Source organism: Chania multitudinisentens RB-25 (assembly GCF_000520015.2).
Taxonomy (GTDB): Bacteria; Pseudomonadota; Gammaproteobacteria; order Enterobacterales; family Enterobacteriaceae; genus Chania; species Chania multitudinisentens.
Genome location: NZ_CP007044.2, coordinates 3,042,170 through 3,056,865, shown reverse-complemented (window position 1 = coordinate 3,056,865; position 14,696 = coordinate 3,042,170). Strand labels below are relative to the sequence as shown.

Annotated in this window: 14 protein-coding genes; 2 read left to right on the top strand and 12 right to left on the bottom strand. The window is 46.9% G+C overall.

The genetic code is table 11. The features are described from left to right. Positions 1-18: 18 nt before the first annotated feature. From Z042_RS13345 to Z042_RS13325, 5 genes are all read right to left on the bottom strand, one after another. Entirely contained in the window at positions 19-1,104 is a 1,086-nt protein-coding gene (locus Z042_RS13345; RefSeq protein ID WP_024913587.1) for an ABC transporter ATP-binding protein, read from the bottom strand. A 9-nt stretch (positions 1,105-1,113) separates the two neighbouring features. After that, entirely contained in the window at positions 1,114-2,031 is a 918-nt protein-coding gene (locus Z042_RS13340) for an ABC transporter permease subunit (RefSeq protein WP_024913588.1), read from the bottom strand. A 4-nt stretch (positions 2,032-2,035) separates the two neighbouring features. Then, positions 2,036-2,917: a carbohydrate ABC transporter permease gene (locus Z042_RS13335; RefSeq protein ID WP_024913589.1), complete on the bottom strand. Its 882-nt coding sequence runs from the start codon at positions 2,915-2,917 to the stop codon at positions 2,036-2,038. Between the two features lie 23 nt (positions 2,918-2,940). Then, positions 2,941-4,275 carry an extracellular solute-binding protein gene (locus Z042_RS13330; protein ID WP_024913590.1) on the bottom strand — a complete coding sequence of 445 codons (1,335 nt, stop codon included), beginning with the start codon at positions 4,273-4,275 and terminating at the stop codon, positions 2,941-2,943. 128 nt (positions 4,276-4,403) lie between these two features. Beyond that, entirely contained in the window at positions 4,404-5,087 is a 684-nt protein-coding gene (locus Z042_RS13325; protein WP_024913591.1) for an oligogalacturonate-specific porin KdgM family protein, read from the bottom strand. Between the two features lie 422 nt (positions 5,088-5,509). Between Z042_RS13325 and Z042_RS13320 the strand changes: the two genes are divergently transcribed. Continuing rightward, complete coding sequence (locus tag Z042_RS13320) at positions 5,510-7,672, top strand: extracellular solute-binding protein (RefSeq protein WP_024913592.1); 2,163 nt, start codon at positions 5,510-5,512, stop codon at positions 7,670-7,672. A gap of 539 nt (positions 7,673-8,211) precedes the next feature. On the opposite strand, the gene Z042_RS13315 is transcribed toward Z042_RS13320, so the two are convergent. The 5 genes from Z042_RS13315 to Z042_RS13295 all read right to left on the bottom strand — a co-directional run bounded on the left by Z042_RS13315 (position 8,212) and on the right by Z042_RS13295 (position 12,089). Then, positions 8,212-8,526 (bottom strand): CcdB family protein, encoded by a 315-nt coding sequence (locus Z042_RS13315; RefSeq protein ID WP_024913593.1) that lies wholly within the window; start codon positions 8,524-8,526, stop codon positions 8,212-8,214. 2 nt (positions 8,527-8,528) lie between these two features. Further along, on the bottom strand, positions 8,529-8,765 hold the full coding sequence (locus Z042_RS13310) for a type II toxin-antitoxin system CcdA family antitoxin (protein WP_024913594.1): 237 nt from the start codon (positions 8,763-8,765) through the stop codon (positions 8,529-8,531). A 138-nt stretch (positions 8,766-8,903) separates the two neighbouring features. Continuing rightward, positions 8,904-9,236 carry a hypothetical protein gene (locus Z042_RS13305; protein ID WP_024913595.1) on the bottom strand — a complete coding sequence of 111 codons (333 nt, stop codon included), beginning with the start codon at positions 9,234-9,236 and terminating at the stop codon, positions 8,904-8,906. A gap of 260 nt (positions 9,237-9,496) precedes the next feature. Then, the gene (locus Z042_RS13300) at positions 9,497-10,720 is read right to left on the bottom strand and encodes a hypothetical protein (RefSeq protein WP_024913596.1); all 1,224 of its coding nucleotides are present in this window, start codon (positions 10,718-10,720) and stop codon (positions 9,497-9,499) included. Positions 10,721-10,898: 178 nt separating this feature from the next. Beyond that, entirely contained in the window at positions 10,899-12,089 is a 1,191-nt protein-coding gene (locus Z042_RS13295) for an MFS transporter (RefSeq protein ID WP_202901349.1), read from the bottom strand. Between the two features lie 193 nt (positions 12,090-12,282). Between Z042_RS13295 and Z042_RS13290 the strand changes: the two genes are divergently transcribed. Beyond that, the gene (locus Z042_RS13290; protein WP_024913598.1) at positions 12,283-12,735 is read left to right on the top strand and encodes a winged helix-turn-helix transcriptional regulator; all 453 of its coding nucleotides are present in this window, start codon (positions 12,283-12,285) and stop codon (positions 12,733-12,735) included. A 112-nt stretch (positions 12,736-12,847) separates the two neighbouring features. On the opposite strand, the gene Z042_RS13285 is transcribed toward Z042_RS13290, so the two are convergent. Together Z042_RS13285 and Z042_RS13280 are read right to left on the bottom strand one after the other, a co-directional pair. After that, positions 12,848-13,450: a flavodoxin gene (locus tag Z042_RS13285; protein ID WP_024913599.1), complete on the bottom strand. Its 603-nt coding sequence runs from the start codon at positions 13,448-13,450 to the stop codon at positions 12,848-12,850. A gap of 26 nt (positions 13,451-13,476) precedes the next feature. Further along, complete coding sequence (locus Z042_RS13280; RefSeq protein ID WP_024913600.1) at positions 13,477-14,277, bottom strand: SDR family oxidoreductase; 801 nt, start codon at positions 14,275-14,277, stop codon at positions 13,477-13,479. Positions 14,278-14,696: the final 419 nt, after the last annotated feature.

Sequence of the window (14,696 nt, the reverse complement as noted above, 5' to 3'; positions counted from 1 at the left end):
ACCTGTTGGTTAATAAAATCAGTCAGCGTAAATATTTAAATTTTTCCTTGATTCCTCATGAAAGAAATGACATTTCTCCAGCGGAATATTGATTTTCAGTTCTTTGATATCAGGAATTTTTTCCCCAAACGGGGTTACCACTCTTAACGGAACGGAATCCTGGATGGTGCCATGCAAAATTGAGTGTGAGCCCAGATCTTCCCGGTGATGAATGCGAAAACAGATCCCTTTCTCATCATTAGAAAGTTGAATATCCTCAGGTCGGATACCCAAGTGTGCTTTTTGGATATTTTCTTTCGTCGTCAGCGATCCGATTGGCACACCATGAATATATACCGTATGCGCATCAAGCGAGACATCAACGATATTCATGGCCGGTGAACCAATAAACTCAGCCACAAAAACACTGGCTGGGCGATGGTAGATCTCAGCCGGAGTGGCGAACTGCTCTATATTACCTTTATTCAGGATAAGGATTTTATCCGCCAACGTCATCGCTTCCACCTGATCATGGGTAACAAAGACAGAAGTGGCACAGATCCGTTTGTGCAGTTCCGAGAGTTCAAGGCGCATGTCATTTCTTAACTGCGCATCCAAATTTGAAAGAGGTTCATCAAACAACAGCACCTTGGGCTCACGTACGATGGCACGCCCAATCGCCACGCGTTGCCGCTGCCCACCGGATAATTGGTGTGGCTGACGTTCCAGGTACTCAGTCAGCCCCATAGATGCAGCAACTTTATTGACCTTTTCCTCAATGGCAGCTTTTGGTAGCCTCATCACCTTAAGGCTGTAGCCAATATTCTTGAATACCGTCATATGAGGGTAAAGCGCATAATTTTGAAACACCATGGCACACCCACGATCTTTAGGCTCTTTGTTTTGTACTTCTACTCCCCCAATCTCGATGGTGCCAGAACTGGTACTTTCCAGCCCTGCGATCATCCGCAGCAACGTGGATTTTCCACAGCCTGAAGGCCCTAAAATGACAGTAAACATTCCCGCCGGGATCTCAATATTACAGGCCGGGATCACCGTATTGGTTTTATTGTAGTTTTTTGACACATTGCGCAGCACAATGCTTGATACCGCAGTATTGCTCATACTCACCTTCTATTTCTCAGATAATGCCAGTCCCTTCACCACATGCTTTTGCAACAGCGCAATCATGATCAGGGGAATACAAGAAACCATCAGTACCGCAGTCATAATGACCGGGTAATTGGCAATTTCGCCGTCAGAGCTGGGCTGCAACTTTGCCAGGCCGACTACCGCGGTTTGCATCTCAGGTGTTGATGAAGCCACTAAAGGCCATAGGTAGGCACTCCAGCCGCCCAAAAACATCAGAATAAAGAGCGCTGCAAAATTCGATTTTGAGATGGGCAACAGGATATCAACCGCGAAACGAAGAGGACTGGCTCCATCCATTTTGGCCGCTTCCGGTAGCTCTTTAGGGATCGTTTTAAAAAACTGGCGAAACATAAAGGTGCCAGTGCCATGCGCAATCAAGGGAACAGCCAAACCAAAATAGGTGTTGAGCACGCTCAATTCCAAGTGCAAAGGCTGCCCCGTCAGGCTTTGATACAGTGCTTGAATCCCCGTCACACGAAACAACCAGTTGAAAGGTGCAAAAATATTTGAGGCAACCTCATAGGTTGTCACCACCCGCACGTCCAGTGGCAGCATGATGGTGACCAGGATCAACGCAAAGATAATGTTTGAAAAACGTAAGTTAAAGAAAACCAGAGCAAAGGCGGTGATATAGGCAAATAGGCATTTCCCCAAGGCAACCGTTAAGGCGACACAAAGACTATTGAAGATTTGAGCCGGGATCAGTGTTTCATTAAATAGATATTTAATGTTTTCAATCAAATGAGTCCCTGGAAAAAAAGGCGTACCATTTTGCAAAACATATTCAAAAGAGTGAGTCGCTGTCGTGATAACAAAATAGAGCGGCGTTAGAATAAATAGCATTCCGAGCACCAGCACCGTATTGGCTGCAATATCGATCGAACGGGTATTTTCAATCATGTTGTTACCTATTGTATTTGACGCGTTTTTCTAAAAAGAAAAACTGAAAACATGTCAACAGCATGACGATAGCCATCAAAATCACTGTTTGGGTAGAAGCACCTGATAAATCATAGGATTTAAAAGCATCCACATAGATCTTATAAACAAACAAGTTGGTGGCACCGCCTGGTCCTCCTTGTGTCATTGAATCCACCAGCGCAAATGCGGATGCAAAACTGGCCGTCACTTCCAACACCATGCAGAAAAAGAGTTGCGGTGAAAGCAGCGGAATTTGTATTTCAAACAGCCGACGCCATGGCCCGGCACCATCCACCGCCGCAGCCTGGATCATGCTTTGCGGCAACCCCTGTAATCCAGCCAACAAAATAATGAAATTAAAGGGGATCCCCCGCCATATATAGGCGATATTCAACATAATATTGGCATCCGTGCCATTTAAACCGGGATTCCAGAACCCCGGGAACAGAGCATTAATGGGCGACAATAACCCAACATGAGGATTGAGTAATATACTGAAAGCCATCCCGATTGATGCCCCTGCAACAGCCTTTGGCCAGATAAGAATATTACGTGCCGGTTTGGCTAGACGAATATGCCGATCTGCCGCTACCGCCAGAATCAAGGGAATTAATACCGCCGAAGATGAAGCGGTAATCATAAAGATAATCGAACGGTTTATTGAGTTATAAAACTGTTCATCATCCAGCACCCGACTGAAGTTTTCCAACCCAACAAACTCGGCCTCACCGCCAAAAGGGGGTTCCAGATACACAGACCAGAAAAACGCCTGGATAACCGGCCAGTAAAAGAATATGCCGATTAAAAGTAACTGGGGGGCGACTAAACCGATCGGAAGCCACCTGTTTTGGTATATTTTATTCATATCCCGTCTCGTTATAACCCGTATTAAGGGAGGGTATGGTTTTTATAAGTTCGGGCGAAACGCTCCAGCAACTGATCGCCACGGACTTTTGCCTGCTTAATAGCCTGCTCCATGGTCTGTTGCCCGGTAAACGCTTTCTGCGTTTCCTCCATCCAAATCTCTCTAAACTGCACGTAAAAACCCAATCTAATCCCTTTCGTATTGAGGTTTCCTGGTTCGCTTAATGATTGCACCCCCACCTTAACCGTCGCAAAAGCGCTGTCATTTGCATTATCAGACTGTATGATTTGTTGGTAGGCTTGTTGTGTTACAGGTAAGTATCCTGTGCGTTTTACATATTCGATTTGTATTTCCGGGCGACGAATATAATTCAGAAAGTCCATTACGGCTTGGTACTTGGCATCGGAATGCCCTTTCATTACCCAAATTGCTCCACCACCTACCAGGGTATTAAAACGGGATGTATTGGCATAAATCGGCATTTTTCCGACCAGTAACGGGGTTTTATCTTTTAAGGCCAGATACGCTTGCCCATAGGCACCAGAGGAAACCAGCGACATAGCACATTCGCCAGAGGTAAATGCGGCGACATAGTTGCCAGCGTTCGTGTCAGCGTTCAACTTCACCAGGCCTGCATTGCGCCAAGCCTGTAAGTCCTTCATGATCCTCAAGTGAGAAGTGTTGTCAAATACATACTGGCTTTTTAAGGACGCATACCCGTTGCCATTCGTTGCGACAGGTTCTCCTTGCACAGCAGAAAACTGTTCAAGATAGCGCCAAGGATGCCCATCCGTTGAGAATGGACAGGCTTGCCCATTTTGCTTTAACTTTGTCAGGGCAACCCCAAACTCCTCCCAGGTTTCAGGCAAACTTTCTATCCCGGCTTGATTCAGCAACTGCTGGTTGCCTATCAATATCACCGTCGAGGCATTAAAAGGTTGCGCATACATCTTACCTTTTGACGATTCATAATAAGAACGGATCCCCGGTATATAGTCATCCCAATTCACTGCCACATCCTGCTTATCGGCCAACTCCTGAACGGGGAGGACAGCATTGGAAAGCATGAGATCCAAGGTTCCTGCATCAAAACCCAACACTATTTCGGGGTGGGTTTTCGTTCTATAGGAGGCAATAGTTTTCTGCATCAGAACTTCATTTCCCCCCTGCCCGACACAATTGATCACATGGATATCCTGGCTTTTGTTGTAAGAACCGCATAATGCCTGTAAGGCATCACCCAGTTTTCCCGTTTGTCCGTGCCAGAAAGTAAATGTTTCTGCTTGAGAGACACTGGCCGATAGTAAGGTTACAGTGAGTAAGCCAATGTTTACTGAAGAGAGATAAGGTAAATTCATAGTCAGTCCTTGATGGTCATCATTTAGTCAAAATCACATCATACTGTGCAGTTTTAGTTCTTACCCTGCTATTAATATCCAGCCAACAACAGACTTAATTCTATAGTTGGCTGGTATATAGCAGGTATTTAGAATCGATATTGAACACCCAAGCGGAATCCAGTCTGGCGAGCGTCGGAATCCTTACTGACCGATTTATTTAAAATGGTTGCGTAAGGCCCCCAATTCTTATCGATGTTATATTGCACTTTAACACTGTGCTCATAATCCCCCTTCTTATTGTTAAATCTCAGGCGATTATCACTATGAATATAAAAATAGTTGTATTCAAATGCCCAAGAAGCCATTTTATAGAATAGCCAGACATCGGCACGATTGACGTAGTCATCATCAACGCCTGGGGTGGTATAGCGGATGTATTCCCAGCGATAACGTAATGCGGCACTGAAATCATTTGTGAATTTATAGCTACCGTACAAACCAGGTTTGTAACCGGTGTGTGATGTGCCACTCTGCATTACAAACACGGGTTGTAGGTTCAGTTTATCTGTCGCAGCAAATTGATAACTGAGGGTGGCTTCAGTTCCATTGCTTACTATGTCATTGAAGGGTTGATCCTGATTATTTCCACCATTCTTCCACATGGCTTCCAGACCAAAACCCAAACCACTGTCAAACCGATGTGTGATGAGAAAGCGGTATTTATGGGTTTTATCAACATCGGTATACTCCTGGCGGTAATCCAACGTCACAGCCTGAGCAGAAGAGCAGACAAAAAAGACAGCAAGCAAGGCTTTGTTTTTAAATTTCATTATATTACCTCGTTATTATAGGAGACAGAACCTCCATTTCCTGGTGTACGTGAACAATGAAAATGGCGTCTTAAGTCATTTCTCGTCAAACGGCAACCAGCAATTGACACGTTCCAAAATACGATTATCTAAAATTAAATCAATACACGATTGTTTTTTATGTGATGACATTCACAACACATGATTAAATCATTTTAAAAACAACAAATTATAAAAATAAAGATAGATTATGCAACTACATACATAGAAAATTTAAGTATTCTTACCAATACATTAAAATGAAACGTTCCAATTAAAATAAAGAAACGGTATCAATATTAGTAAGTTATACAATATGCAATGCGCTACTCTATTTTTGCATTGCATAAACCAAGATAATCTGTTCACATAACAAAGTGTTACCTAAGGTTGGAGTATTCAAGATGGCAACAATCAAAGATGTTGCAAAACTGGCAGGAGTTTCTCACGGAACCGTCTCCAATGTGCTCAATGGTCGCGGTAACGTCAGTGTTGAAAAAGTTGAAGCGGTCATGCGGGCTGCACAGCAAATGGGTTATGAACTCAATACCCAAGCCCAGTTGTTGCGTGCTAAAAGTCGCAACGCAGTTGCCATCGTTTTACCGAATATCAACACTGAGCAACATTATCAGTTATATACCGGGCTGCATCACACATTGAGAAATCATTTTGATGGTGAGCTGGATTTACATCTGACTGATGATATTGCAGCGAACGAGAGAGCAATCATAAAAAAGCTGGCTGGTAAAGGTTACCAGACGATCATTACAGTATCTTGTCTAACTCGTGCTGATGAGTATTATCACGCCTTGAAATTGCCACAGGCACAAATCCTTTTCGTCTACCGTAAGCCACAAGGGGCCAAACGGCATATCAGTCTGGATTATTCGCAAGTGGCTCGAGATATTGGAGATGATATTCTTAGACGCAATTTTTCTACGATAGGCATACTGACAGATCCGATAACCTATCATTATGTTGACGAGTTTATACGAGAATTAAATAGAACCTTGGGAAATAAATCTCGAGTGATCGTTTGTAGTTCACCTGCTGTTGAAAGTTATAAAACCGCTTTTGATTTTTTTCGCGATGATACACCAGACGCCATCATTGCGATGGATAAAGAAAAAAACCAATATGTGCTCATCGCCAACACTTTGGGTAACACAGCCAACGTACCAGCCTTATATATCTTAAGTGATAATGCGGTATTCATGCAGGATGAAATGTATTGTTATCAAATGAGTTATAACGAATTAGGGGTCCTGATTGCAAAGTCACTGAATGCTACTATCCCGACGGCATTACCTGCAGCGATCCGCAATCGTGGTTTTTCCCAACTCGGGGCGCTCAAAAGAAAGCCCTCGACTCCCATTTCGGATTCATTGAATATCCTATTACTTCCCAGTCCGTCGTCAGATGCACTGAATAAACTGCTGCCGCATTTTTACAAGCAAACAGGGCTCCGCGTTCGTCTGGTGACGTTTCCCTATGATGAACTCTTCGACATTCTTTCCCATTTAGAGTCACATCCTTATTATGATGTATTGCGGTTGGATATCGCGGTACTTCCCTGGTTTGCACAGCGTATTTTAACCCCACTGGATGGTGTACTGCCTGATTTGCCTCATTTGCTGGCTAACTACGATAAACACGTTGTAGATATGTATGGAAAAGTCAATCAGATCAACTACGCCATTCCGTTTGATGCCAGCTCCCAACTTTTGTTCTATCGCCGAGATCTGTTCGATGACACCATGATATGCCGCATGTTTTACGAGCGCCATGGCTATGAATTGCAAGTACCTGAAACTTTTCAAGAGTTTGACACAATTGCTGCATTTTTCACTGCAACCCACCAGCCCGGTAACCTGCAACGCCCGATGGGAACCTCAATGACATTGGGTAATTCCGTGCTGATTGCGACAGAATATCTTACCCGTTATTACGCCATGGGAGGGCGACTACTGCATGAAGATCATCCTCCTTCTCTGGATGTGAATATCGCTATTCCTGTACTGCGTGATTATTTGCACCAACTTACTATCAGTACACCTTTGCATGAAAATTGGTGGAGCGCGGCTGTCAAACAATTTGAACAAGGGGGATTAGCAATGCAAATTGCTTATATGAATCTGTTCAACGATGTCGCCCACAGCCCGTTATTGCCGGCTTTAGGGTATGCTTCCGTGCCCGGTGGGATACCTCAACTTGGTGGCGGCTCTTTAGGTTTGTCACGATACAGCACTAAACATCGTGAAGCTGCATTGTTTTTCAATTGGCTTTATTCTGAAGAGATCGTAGAACATCGCGTTTTGCTTGGAGGAAGCAGTGCGCGGAAAAGCATTTGTCTGAACCAACGTATTACCCAGCAATATCCCTGGTTCACTTCATTATCGGAAAATGTGTCAAAGGGGCTCCGGGAATCCTGCTGGCACGATGGTTCCCCGTTCAATCTGCGCCATGCTGAGATGGTTATAGGGCAGGGAATTAGTTACGCCATTAATAAGTTAAGAAACATTGAGCAGACAATTGACTATATCAATCAGCGCCTTGCTGAATACTAATATGCCTACAGTATGAGCGTGCAATCGGATACAGTTGCAAGGAGACAGAAGCCGAGCATCAGCCAGCACCGACCCAGTGACTAGTTTTGTAGATACTTTAATAGATAAATAGTGCTGGAATTTTGTGATGTACGTCGCGTTTTATACAACAGTTATTTTTAGGGGCTTAATTGGGGGCTTTGCTCTAAAAATAAAATTTAAAACATATTAAAATCAAAAAATTAGAATATAATTCGAGTCCAGTCAGAGGAGCCAAAATTCGAGAAGCCCGTTTAAGGAAACTTAAGCGGGCTTTTTGTTATTAATCAACTGGCCCTGCAATTAACCCATATGCCGACATAGCTCGCTCCATCTGTTTATCGCTGTGGCGAATGGCGTATTGCCCAACAAACAGAGATTAATTTCAGCAATAAAACCAGCCCCATTTCCCCTGACGGTACAGCCATCAACGGTATCCGCTATTCATCACGTGGAATAAAAATGCGCATGCCGGAGATTGTGCCATTGCCCGGACAGGCCACCAGCTAAAGTCAGAAACGTTAAACTCCGTCAATAAGGAAATCTATTGCCGCCTTTACCTGGGAACGGTACTGCGAAGCATCACAAAACACCGCACCAAGGGCCTGGACAGGGATACTTGCCAGCTCATGGGTCATTACGGCGTATTCTTTGCCGTCCGTCAGCCTGACGACGGGGACAAGGCGATCCGGTCGGCGGCCTGCCGGATACTTTTCAATCGGGAGCAATGGGATCACTATCCGACGATTCAATTGTCCAATAATATCGCTCGTGACATTGAGCAACAGCGGGTAAACGACGCTTTTCCCGGTATTACCGTATACAGTGAATTGCATGGTTAAAACGTCCTATATTCATCGCTGAAACAACCCTGCTCATCATGAAAACGATTTAGTGCTGCGAGAGCCTCCCTGTTTTCTTCTTGCCATTTTTTCGCTTCATGATAGCGAAGCTCTGTATTCAGGGCGCTTGTCAGGGTAGCACTCAGATTAATGCCTGCTTCACGCGCTCTTACCAGTAAGGCACGTTCTACTGTCATGGTCACGCTCTGCGTGTTGCGTTGTTTCGCGGTCATGGTTTCTCTCCCGTATGAAATACGTGCAAATTACACGGCATAGCACACTTATCATAACACCAAAAACAGGCTCTGCTCCCGTTACAGTCCTGCAAACCTCACAGTCAGTCGTCATACCTGAGCCGTCGTTTACAGCAATCACCGATGCACAAATGCCGTACCGATGGAAAGCAGTGCGTGACCGGCGCTGTTTCCCACTGGTATCAACGCGCAATCCCACCAAAGCTGCCCCAGCAGCGGGATGGCGGGTGCGTAGTGTAATTCACCAAGTGTGCCCCCCTCTTCCCACTGGCGATATGCAGTGCGTGCACGTTGTATGGCATTGGTGGAAATCTGGCCGGTTTTCTGGCGTTCTTCTTTTGACAGGCGTGCCCAGGCGGCAATCGAATGAGAGACTCGTTTGGGAAAATCCGGCGCGAAAAGCTCAGAGGCACGCAGCATGGTCAGGATTTTTTCAGCGTCTTGGTTCATCCAGGGCTTTCCTATCAGGCAGCAAGGTGACTACATGTGTCATCAATGCACATATTCCCCTGTATTAAACCTGAGCTCGATAAAAACTGGCAACCCTACCTACACTCAATTCCTGTTTTTTGTCGGCATCCAACAAATAGGTCAGAACATAGGTAATCGGTTCTGCTGCAATAACAGTAATCTGCCCCAGTCCACAGCAGGATCAGGCGGCGAACCGTTGAATACGGGGGAAAGCTCTCACATTAGCAATGGCTTTTCGTTCAGTAATCGCGAGCATCATCGAACCATCGTTGAGCCATTTCCTCCGAAATTCCCAAGCGCACCGCCGGAGCAGATTGGCTCAGTTGCCACACGGCTTCACTCAGGTCGTCACGCTCTGTTGTCTCGATTCCCTTAAGCACGTTGAGGCGCATGGCAAAGGTGGTGAAAACCATCTGGGCCTCAGCAATGGTTTGCGCCTCAGTTAATGCTTTCAGTGCTACATCATAAGCCTCGTTCGCCACCTTGGCGAGGCGCTTGAGCCATGCGGAAAACGGTCGGCCAAATTCAGACTCCCACCATTCGGACTTTCGTAACTGGCTGACACCAACATGTCCCGTCCAGGCACGGACAGTGGAACGGGCTTTGAGTTGCTGGCGCAGGCGCTTACCTGCCGTTTCCTCAATGTTAAAGGCGATAAAGCTGTTAAGGTGGGGCCAGGCACTCAATGGCGAAAGCTCGGTAAGATCCGGCATGAAACGCAATGCCAGGGCTTCCAACTGAGATTGTTCCGCCAACGCCTCAAGATTCGTGAAGTTGCCCCACAGGCTGAGAGACTTTAAATTTGGAAAGTGATCTAAGCACGCCAGGGAAATCGGTTGTGCCATTGGCCCATTGCGCAATTCCAGCTCAGTGACTGTGTGCAGTACCCCCAGGTCTGGCAACAGATAAGGGGTGTCACTCCTACGTGGGCCGGTACGCGGCACCAACTCCAAGGTTCGAGGCAGAGCACCATCAGCGGTAAATCGGGCGAGGTCGCCATGCAAGCAGAGACGAAAATAGGGAGAAAACTCTCGCCTTGGCAGCGTAAGGTGCAATCGGCCATCGGGTTCGTTTAGCTCGATTTGCAGTGTCTGGAATTTTGATCGGCTGGCATCAACAGCTATATCCCCAGATAGCACCGGATACCATGACATAGTCTCAATCTGGCGCTCATTGGCCCAGTTGAAGAAACCGTTATCATTCCCCGTATAACTCAGGAAGCGCGGCCACGGGTAACCGGCTGGCGTTGCAAAGGCGTCGAAAACTGTCCAGTCAAGACACTCGTCTGGTTCTACGCGCAGATTCACCTTCTTGCCCAAGGATGAAGGTCCGATAGCAAGGCTACCAACGCCAGCCTCGCGAATAAGGAGGTGGCTATTCGGCCCAGTCAGATAGATAGTGTAACGACCATTTTCGGTTATGGATCCCACCGGGCAGCGGGGTTTGGATGCATCGATTTTCATGGAGATCACTCTCTCATCAGGCCTGTATGACGTACCTTAACAATTGAAGCTCCCAAAGTATCACATCACTATTAGAAAACCTGCTGCCGCTCCACTTACCAGAGCCTCATTGAGCAGATAGATAGCCGATTCTTCTATTCATCTCGTTGACGGTAAGCAGATCCATCTTGCATGGAGATCAATGTGAAGTTTGCACTGGAACCGATACGGATTTTTTCAAATTCAGGGTGCTTGCCCAGAAAATCAACGCAGCCAAACTTACCCCCGCCCCCAACAAGCAAACACCGAACCAGCCAGCGGCGGCAAAAACCGTCGTCGAAGCAATCGCTCCCAGAGCACTGCCCACCGCATAAAACAGCATATAGCAACCTGCCAATCTGCTGTGCGCCTCCGTTTGCGTGCTAAAGATCATACTCTGGTTAGTCACATGAATAGCTTGGCCGCCAAGATCCAGCGCAATAATGCCAATAACCAGGAACCACAGCGAATGAGGAGTGAGCCATAACGCCCCCCATGAAACCAGTAATAGCAGCAATGCCAAGCCACTAATCCATTGCCCTAACCCGCGATCGGCCCAATATCCAGCCCGGGCCGCCGCCAGCGCCCCCACCACTCCCACTAACCCGAAGGCCCCGATAACTGTATGTGAAAAATGATAAGGCGCTACGCTCAACAGCAGGACCAGCGCGCTCCAGAAGATGCTGAAGGCGGCAAACATCAGTAGCGCAATACCGCCACGGATATAAAGCACGCGCTCACGCCGCAACAGGGTAAACATCGAAAAAATCAATTGCAGATACGTGAACTGTTGTAAGGAACGGGGCTGCTCAGGCAGAAAACGCCAGAGCATCACCGCCAGCGCCAGCATAATAAGTGCAGAAAACCAATAAACACCACGCCAGCCTGCCAGATCAGCGACTCCTCCGGCAACAACCCGTGCCAGTAACAAGCCAATAACCACACCGCCCTGCGCCGCGCCAATCACGCGGCCACGTTCGGCCGGCGCGGCGGCTGTCGCTGCATAAGCAATCAGCCCTTGTGTCATGGCCGTGCCCAACAACCCCACCATCAGCATACCAATCAGCAAAGCCAGCGCAGAAGTGACCAACCCGATACCGATCAAGGTCACAACAAGTGCGCCCAATTGTATGAGCATCAAACTGCGCCGGTTCATCTTGTCTCCCAGCGGTACCAGCAACAGCAAGGCCAGCGCACAGCCCACCTGTGTCGACGTTATCACGCTGCCAATAGCAGCCTGGCTGATAACAAAATCTGCCGCCAAAGCATCCAGCAGCGGTTGCGCATAATAAACATTCGCTACGCTGATAGCGCTGGCACAGGCAAACAGCATCACCAATGAGCGTGGCATACTGACTGAAGAACCGCTCACGGACGGTTGTGGTTCAGGCAATTCAGGTTTCGTGTGCTGATGAATAAGCATATATTTCCCCATGCAATTCAGTCTTAAATTAAGACCAGTTTAATTATGGAGCAAGTAGTCTTAAAATGAAACCAAATAAATGAGAAGACCTGTTGAGTCAGAACACCTAAAAGGAACCAGTATGGGTAAGCACCAGAACAAACAAGCCGATACATGCCCGGTGGCACGTTCGGTTGAGCTCATCGGGGATCGTTGGTCGTTGCTCATCGTCCGTGATGCCTTTAATGGCACACGCCGCTTCAGTAGCTTCCAGCGGGATCTGGGCGTGGCCCGCAGTATCCTGACAGATCGCCTGCGCGGGTTGGTAGATGCGGGTATTTTCACCATCCAGCCAGCCTCGGATGGCACCTCTTATCTGGAATATGTTCTGACACCGGCAGGAAAGCGCCTCTTCCCTGTCGTGGTCGCTTTACGGCAGTGGGGAGAACAACACCTGTTTCAGGCTGGCGAAACACATTCCCAATTAATAGAAACAGGCTCCGGCAAACCTCTTGGGCTGATGCAGCCCACTGCGCAAGATGGCCGTGTATTATTACCGGAAGAGACACAGGTACAAGGTGGTCTGCCCAGCTGAAAACGCTGAACGACAAAGCCAGCACAGAATCGGTAAGACCGTCTAACGTTGCCCCATGGCCAGAAAATAAGGGTTAACCGGCAAGCCGTATTTCCGCTCAATACTGATGTGCCTAGATTTTCAGCTCTGATTCACTTAACCATTGAGTGAGTTGCGTCAGCGTTTCTCTTTCGCTGTCGGCGCGCTTCACAAACCCCTTCACGAGGTTGACATGAGGTGCATAGCTGGCAAGCACCTTCAGGCTGCTGCCAACGCCATATCCCCCATGGGTAATAAACGGGATGAGGGTTTTCCCAGACAAATCATGGCTTGACAGAAACGTACGGATCACCGGCGGTAATGTGGTTCCCCAGATAGGAAATCCCAGAAACAGTGTGTCGTAAGCCGCTATATTGGGCACCTGGCTGAGCAAGGGAGGCTCAAAGTTTGTGCCGGTTTCTTGACGCACTTGCGCTACCGTTTCTTCATAATCTTCTGGATAAGGTTTAGCTGGCTGGATTTCAAACAGCGCGGTATTCAATGCCCGATGGAGCTGGCCCGCAATAACGCGAGTATTCCCTGAACGAGAAAAATAAGCGACCAACACTTTTTTGTCTGAGGGAAGAAAATAACCATTAGAAGGTGATGAAAAACTGTTTGAGGAAGCCAGCAGAGGCAGAAGTACCGAACTTTTTAATATCTCTCTGCGGGTTAATCCATACGATTTCTTTGCCATCTTCTATGCCCCTATTGATTAGAAATTCATGGTTTATTACGGAGAGCTGATAGATTTTGCAATTCCATCTGAACAGATACGGGCTCCTCTGCCAAAGGCATGTTATTCAGATCCTCTACTCCATCCAATGCGTCATGCTGATCCGATTTAAGCGCGGCGAACAGCGGCTCTAACTCATGTTGTGCTGGCCCACGCTCAGCAACCAGCTCAAAACTTTTATTCATCGCGGCCTGTGATGTCAGACTGGCAACCAGAACTTCTGCAATCTGTTTACGGGCGATAACACCGTCTTGCGGAGTCCCTGAGTGACGCCGGTCGCCTTGAAGCAATATCAGCCGATGTTCATCCGGCTGGTTATAATCGAACCAACCTGGCCGGACGATGGTATAAACCTGCCCACTGGCCCTCAAAAGCCGTTCTGAACACCGCTTCCAATCATGAAGCTGAGTGCGTTGATTCCAGACCCCCTTCCTTTCCGTCACGCCAATGGTGGTCATTAAAGCCACACGAACTGCTCTTCCACGCAGGGCCATCAACACATTGCGCACCCCGCCATAATCGACAGCTTGAGCGCCGAGCTTCCCTTGTCCGTGTGTGCCCAGAGTGAAAACCACGGCCTCAATGCCCTTCAGTGCATCACCCAGTGTTTCTGGCTGTGTCACATCGCCATAATATTTTTGCACCTGCTCTGGCAGCATTTCATCATGAGATGTTTTGCGTAACAGTACTCGTACCCGATGTCCCGCATTAACGGCAATGGCTGTAACATGTTTTCCAATGCTACCCGTCGCGCCGATGATAAGAATATTTAAGGTTTTATTTACCATAATGTTTACATCAACCTGTTTATAACTCAGGGTTTTTTATTGTTCATCCTGCTCGTTTGAACAACAGGGCTCTGCGTATCCAGAGTATTTTAATCCTGATTTTCATGGGGAATTGATGAGTTTCATTCATAGCCCTGATTTTCCATAGGGCTCTAGAAAATGAATCTGTAGAAAGGCGGCATTGCTATGAAAGCCGTAATATCCATAAATGTTATTCGCTATTAACATTATCAGTTGGATATATTAATTATAAAAAATAACGAACCAGCTTTACCGCAAAGTATTATTAAACCTATTTTCATAGGAGTTTATAATGGGAAATATCAATATCGTAATAAAATAGGTTCTATTGGGCAGGGTTAGCATCGATAGATATGTATTAAGGATTGAAATTCACCACCAAACTTAGCGCCATGACA